Here is a 6,063-nt window from a genome sequence, read left to right as displayed (position 1 = left end):
CCTCACCAACTAGCTAATCTGCCATCGGCCGCTCCTATAGCACGAGGCCTTGCGGTCCCCCGCTTTCCTCCGTAGAGCTTATGCGGTATTAATCCGGCTTTCGCCGAGCTATCCCCCACTACAGGGCACGTTCCGATGTATTACTCACCCGTTCGCCACTCGCCGCCAGAGAGCAAGCTCTCCGCGCTGCCGTTCGACTTGCATGTGTAAGGCATGCCGCCAGCGTTCAATCTGAGCCAGGATCAAACTCTTCAGTTCAAACCTGTTACTGTTTTCTATTCTCGCGATCGCTCGCGATCGAATAGGTCGCTCAACTCAAGTACTGACAAGTCATGATCAAAAATCACAACTTACCTTTACCGTGTGAGCTCTCAATGTTTTTAAAGCTACCTTCCGAAGAAGGCGCACTCGCCATCGAGCGCCCACACTTATCGGCTGTTCAATTGTTAAAGATCATTCGCTCAAAACTCGTCAACTTCACTTCGTTTTTTGCGTCGCTGCGTTTGCAGCAGAGAAGCGAGATTATCTACTTCACACTCGCTTCTGTCAACAGGTTTTTGCTAACTTTTTCTCGCCAGCGCCGCGCTCAACTCCTCGCACAGCCAATCCCATCAACACTCTTCACTTCCGCCTCGGCCCCTTAACAGCAACCTCGTCTTCGCGAAGAAGCGAGATATTAGTCCACCTCCTCCTCCCTTGGCAAGACCTTTTTTAAATATTCTTTAGCGATGCTTGAAAACAGGTTTGCGCTTTTCCAGAAATGCCGCCATACCCTCTTTTTGATCTTCGGTAGCAAATAACGAGTGAAACATTCGGCGCTCATAATGGACGCCCTCGGCCAAGGTGGTTTCATAAGCACGATTCACCGATTCCTTCACCATCATCACCACCGGCAACGAATACTCGGCAATCGTATTGGCGGCGGCCATCGCCTCGTCAAGCAGCTTATCGGCCGGCACCACCCGCGAGACCAGGCCGGCTCGCTCTGCCTCTGCGGCATCCATGAACCGCGCGGTCAGGCACATATCCATCGCCTTTGCCTTCGACACCGCCCGCGGCAGACGCTGCGTGCCGCCAGCCCCCGGCATGATGCCCAGCTTGATTTCAGGCTGGCCGAATTTCGCACTATCGGCAGCGATGATGAAATCGCACATCATCGCCAGCTCGCAACCGCCGCCCAATGCAAACCCTGCCACTGCCGCAATCACTGGCTTGCGAATACGCCGAACCGCCTCCCAATTGCGCGTAATGTACTCACCCTTGAATACGTCCATATAGGTGTACTGGGCCATCATGCCGATATCGGCACCAGCGGCAAACGCCTTTTCGCTGCCCGTCAGGACAATGCAGCCAATGCCGTCGTCGGCATCGAAGGCGCTCAGCGCAGCGCCGAGTTCATCCATCAGCGCATCGTTCAAGGCATTCAACGCCTTGGGGCGGTTCAAGGTCACCAGACCAACCCGGCCGCGCGTTTCCACCAAGATGTTTTCATATGCCATAGCACCCCTCCTTTTCTCGATAATCCAACAAAATTTATGGCCGAATGCGCATTCACCCAGACTTGATGAGCGCATAAATCGCAGTACGAGAGTGTGACACCGATCGGCAACGCACGCACTCACCATGGATTGCCGCCTAGCGCTACCACCCCCTCGAATTTGGTGTTATATTAACAAACCAACCGGTCGGTCAATTAATAAACCGACATCCCATTTTTGATCTCTCTTAGCCCCCGCTCACCATGACGCATCCCCTTTTCGCGAAGCATCAAAGCACGCTCGAACGGGCTCTCCAAACCGCCGAACAACGCGGTTACTGGAGCGCCTACCCGGAAATGCCAAGCCCGCGCGCCTACGGCGAAACTGCGGCGGCGGACGGCGAAGCGGCATTCAAGGCTCATTTGGGCAAGAGCTTCACGCTCGACCAGCCCGGCGTCGGCACGGTCGGGCGGGAAGTTTCCCCCTACGGCATCGAGCTGAATATCCAATACCCGGGTTTTGCCACCGAGACGCTGCTGAGCGCCGCGAATCAAGCTCGTAAAGCGTGGTCGCTCGCCTCGCCCGATACCTGGGTCGGCGTCTCGCTGGAAATACTGGCGCGCCTGAACGCGCACAGCTTCGAAATCGCCCACAGCGTCATGCATACCACCGGGCAAGCCTTCATGATGGCATTCCAGGCCGGCGGCCCGCACGCCCAAGACCGCGGCCTCGAAGCCGTCGCCTATGCCTGGAACGAGTTGCGCCGCGTTCCCGCCACGGCCTATTGGGAAAAGCCGCAGGGCAAGAATCCGCCGCTGGCCATGGAAAAGCGCTATACCATCGTTCCGCGCGGCATCGCTTTAGTGTTGGGCTGCTGCACGTTCCCGACGTGGAATGGCTACCCGGGCCTGTTCGCGAGCCTGGCCACCGGCAACGCGGTGATCGTCAAACCCCACCCCGGCGCCATCCTGCCGCTGGCGATCACCGTCAAGATCGCACGTGAGGTTCTGGCTGAAGCCGGTTTCGATCCCAACGTCGTCATGCTCGCCGCCACCAATCCGAATGACGGCGAGATCGTGCAGAAACTCGCGCTGCACCCCGATGTTCGCGTGATCGACTTCACCGGCAGCACCAGGAATGGCGACTGGCTCGAGCAAAATGCTCATCAGGCCCATGTCTTTACCGAAAAAGCCGGCGTCAACCAGATCGTTATCGACTCGACCGACGACCTGAAGGGAATGGCCCGCAACATCGCGTTTTCGCTTGCGCTTTATGCCAGCCAGATGTGCACTGCGCCGCAGAACATCTACATTCCACGCAGCGGCATCCGCACACCGGAAGGCACTGTGCCGTTCGACGAGGTCGCGCAAGCGATCGCCGCCAGCGTGCAAAAGCTGTGCGGCGATCCGGCCAAGGCCGTGGAAATCCTCGGGGCGATACAAAACGAAGGCATCGCCGCCCGTATCGACGAAGCCCGGGCGCTGGGCAAACCGGTCGTGCTCGACAGCCAAACCCTGGTTCATCCGGTTTATCCCGACGCCCGCATCCGCACCCCGCTGTTGCTGCAGCTCGACGCCAACACCGATGAAGCGATCTTCACGCGCGAGTGGTTCGGTCCAATCGCCTTCGTCATCGCCACCGACGGCACGCAGCAATCGATGCCCCTCGCCGGCCGTATTGCCGCCGAGCACGGCGCGCTCACCCTCTCTGCCTACACCACCGATGCCCAAGTCGCCGATGCCGCGCATGAGGCCTCTGTGCAAGGCAACGTCGCGCTTTCCCTCAATCTGACCGGCGGCGTATTCGTCAACCAATCCGCCGCGTTCTCCGACTTTCACGGTACCGGCGGCAATCCAGCGGCCAACGCCAGCCTGACCGACGCAGCCTTCGTCGCGAACCGCTTCCGCGTCGTGCAGAGCCGCCGCCACGTGCCCGCCCGTTCCACGGCGGATACACCGCCGAACGCCTGAAGGCATCACCGCGCGATTCAATGACACGGCAGCCGTCCCCATGCCGGGGGCGGCGCCCAAAGCAACGAGACAAAAGACATGACCGAAGCTTTCATCTGCGACGCCATTCGCACCCCCATCGGCCGTTACGCCGGCGCCCTCAAGGATGTGCGCGCCGACGACCTGGGCGCCATTGCCCTGCGCGCGCTGATGGCACGCAATCCGCAAGTCGACTGGCACGCCATCGATGACGTCATTTACGGTTGCGCCAACCAGGCCGGGGAAGATAACCGCAACGTCGCGCGCATGTCGGCCTTGCTGGCCGAGCTGCCGATCGACGTGCCCGGCGCGACGCTCAACCGTTTGTGCGGCTCCGGCATGGACGCAATCGGCACGGCCGCGCGCGCCATCAAAGCGGGTGAAGCCGGCCTGATGCTCGCCGGCGGCGTGGAAAGCATGACCCGCGCGCCCTTCGTCATGGGCAAAGCCGCCAGCGCATTCGCGCGCAGCGCCGACATTTTCGATACCACCATCGGCTGGCGCTTCATCAACCCGCTGATGCGAGCGCAGTACGGTGTGGATTCGATGCCCGAGACTGCCGAGAACGTTGCGGCCGACTTCAAAATCAGCCGCGAAGACCAGGACAAATTCGCCTTGCGCAGCCAGGAGCGGGCCGCGCGCGCCCAGGCCGACGGCACCCTCGCGCAGGAAATCACCCCTGTCTCCATCGCGCAAAAAAAGGGCGACCCGCTGATCGTCTCGCGCGATGAACATCCTCGCGCCACCAGTCTCGAGGCGCTGGCCAAACTCAAACCCATCGTGCGGCCCGACGGTTCGGTTACGGCGGGCAACGCCTCGGGCGTCAATGACGGCTCCTGCGCGGTCCTGCTGGCCAGCGAGGCCGCCGTCAAAGCACACGGCCTGAGCCCGCGAGCCCGGGTGCTCGGCATGGCCATCGCCGGCGTCGCGCCGCGCATCATGGGCATCGGCCCGGCTCCCGCCACGCAGAAACTCCTCAAGCAATTGAACATGACGCTCGACCAGTTCGACGTCATCGAACTCAACGAGGCGTTCGCCAGCCAGGGCCTGGCAGTGCTGCGCATGCTCGGCGTTGCGGACGACGATCCGCGTGTCAATCCCAACGGCGGCGCAATCGCCCTGGGCCACCCGCTGGGCGCGTCGGGCGCCCGCCTGGTGACCACCGCGATGTACCAGCTGCATCGCACCCAAGGCCGCTTCGCACTGTGTACGATGTGCATTGGCGTCGGACAGGGAATTGCGCTGGCCATCGAACGTATCTGATACGGCAGGCGCCACAACAAGTTGACCGAGGAGATGTCATGACAGAGCAAAGCGTGCTTTTTTCCCTTGAAGGCAAGGTGGCCACCCTCACGCTGAACCGGCCGGACAAGCTCAACAGCTTCACCCGCCAGATGCATGAACAGTTGCAGGCGGCACTCGACCACGTCGAGCGCAGCGGCGCGCGCGCGCTCGTGCTGACGGGTGCCGGGCGCGGCTTCTGTGCTGGCCAGGATCTGGCCGATCTGGACTTCTCGCCCGGCAGCATGACGGACCTCGGCGCGCTGATCGACAAACACTTCAATCCGCTCGTGCGGCGCCTGCGTGCACTGCCGCTGCCGGTGATCGCCGCGGTCAACGGCACGGCGGCCGGCGCGGGCGCGAACCTGGCGCTGGCTTGCGACATCGTGCTGGCCGCCAGTTCCGCCAACTTCATACAGGCCTTCGTCAAAATCGGCCTGCTACCCGACTCGGGCGGCACCTGGTTCCTGCCGCAGCGTATCGGCATGGCCCGCGCGATGGGTCTGGCCATGCTCGGCGATCGCGTCACCGCCGAACAAGCGGAACAATGGGGCCTGATCTGGCGCTGCGTCGACGACGCCGAACTCGGCGCTCAGGCGCAAAAGCTGGCGACCCATCTGGCCGGCCAGCCGACCCGCGCGCTGGCCGCCATCAAACAGGCGTTGCACGCCTCGGCAACCAACACGCTCGATGCACAGCTCGACCTGGAGCGCGATCTGCAGCGCGAACTCGGCCAGTCGGACGACTACGCCGAGGGCGTCAACGCCTTCCTGCAAAAACGCGCGCCCGACTTTCAAGGCCGCTAAACGCCAACTTATTCAACGAGGCCCCCCATGTCAGCATTCCACCCCACCCTTGCCGGCGGCACCGACGCCGAGCGGCTGGCGCAAGCCGCAGGCAAAGCCATGTACAGCGTCGACCGCTGCAGCCAATGGCTTGGCCTGCAACTCCAGGAAATTCGCCCGGGCTACGCCCGCATGACCATGGAAGTGCGCGACGATTTCCTCAACGGGCATAACATCTGCCACGGCGGGCTGATCTTCACGCTGGCCGACTCGACATTTGCATTTGCCTGCAACAGCCACAATATAAATACGGTGGCCGCGGGTTGCGCGATCGAGTTCCTCAAGCCCGTGCATCGAGGCGACACGCTCACGGCCGAGGCGACTGAGCAGGTGCTTTCGGGCCGGCACGGCGTCTACGATATTCGCGTGACCAACCGGGCCGGCGAGACGGTCGCCATGTTTCGTGGCAAATCGGCGCAAATAAAGGGGCACGTCGTCCCCGTCGAATAGCCATCGCGGCGCGCGTGGCGT

General features: G+C 61.9%; 6 protein-coding genes and 1 other annotated feature. Of the genes, 5 read left to right on the top strand and 1 reads right to left on the bottom strand.

The genetic code is table 11. The annotated features are described in order from the left end of the window. Positions 1-258, bottom strand: a sequence feature (16S ribosomal RNA rRNA prediction is too short). 74 nt (positions 259-332) lie between these two features. Next, the gene (locus tag PATSB16_RS20975; RefSeq protein ID WP_156884525.1) at positions 333-644 is read left to right on the top strand and encodes a hypothetical protein; all 312 of its coding nucleotides are present in this window, start codon (positions 333-335) and stop codon (positions 642-644) included. Positions 645-722: 78 nt separating this feature from the next. On the opposite strand, the gene PATSB16_RS20735 is transcribed toward PATSB16_RS20975, so the two are convergent. Then, positions 723-1,499 carry an enoyl-CoA hydratase gene (locus PATSB16_RS20735; RefSeq protein WP_047215854.1) on the bottom strand — a complete coding sequence of 259 codons (777 nt, stop codon included), beginning with the start codon at positions 1,497-1,499 and terminating at the stop codon, positions 723-725. Between the two features lie 242 nt (positions 1,500-1,741). Here PATSB16_RS20735 and paaN point away from each other — a divergent pair, with 242 nt between their 5' ends. From paaN to paaI, 4 genes are all read left to right on the top strand, one after another. Continuing rightward, positions 1,742-3,448, top strand: coding sequence for a phenylacetic acid degradation protein PaaN (gene paaN, locus PATSB16_RS20730; RefSeq protein WP_047215853.1), 1,707 nt, complete (start codon positions 1,742-1,744; stop codon positions 3,446-3,448). Positions 3,449-3,526: 78 nt separating this feature from the next. Further along, positions 3,527-4,729 (top strand): 3-oxoadipyl-CoA thiolase, encoded by a 1,203-nt coding sequence (gene pcaF / locus PATSB16_RS20725; protein WP_047215852.1) that lies wholly within the window; start codon positions 3,527-3,529, stop codon positions 4,727-4,729. Positions 4,730-4,767: 38 nt separating this feature from the next. Then, positions 4,768-5,553 carry a 2-(1,2-epoxy-1,2-dihydrophenyl)acetyl-CoA isomerase PaaG gene (gene paaG / locus PATSB16_RS20720; RefSeq protein WP_047215851.1) on the top strand — a complete coding sequence of 262 codons (786 nt, stop codon included), beginning with the start codon at positions 4,768-4,770 and terminating at the stop codon, positions 5,551-5,553. 27 nt (positions 5,554-5,580) lie between these two features. Then, a complete protein-coding gene (gene paaI, locus PATSB16_RS20715; protein WP_047215850.1) occupies positions 5,581-6,042 on the top strand; it encodes a hydroxyphenylacetyl-CoA thioesterase PaaI in 462 nt (153 codons plus the stop codon). Positions 6,043-6,063: the final 21 nt, after the last annotated feature.

Origin of the sequence: Pandoraea thiooxydans (assembly GCF_001931675.1) — a bacterium.
In the GTDB taxonomy this organism is placed as follows: Bacteria; Pseudomonadota; Gammaproteobacteria; order Burkholderiales; family Burkholderiaceae; genus Pandoraea; species Pandoraea thiooxydans.
Note: the sequence above shows the minus strand (reverse complement) of the source record. Positions and strands in the feature narration are given on the sequence as shown.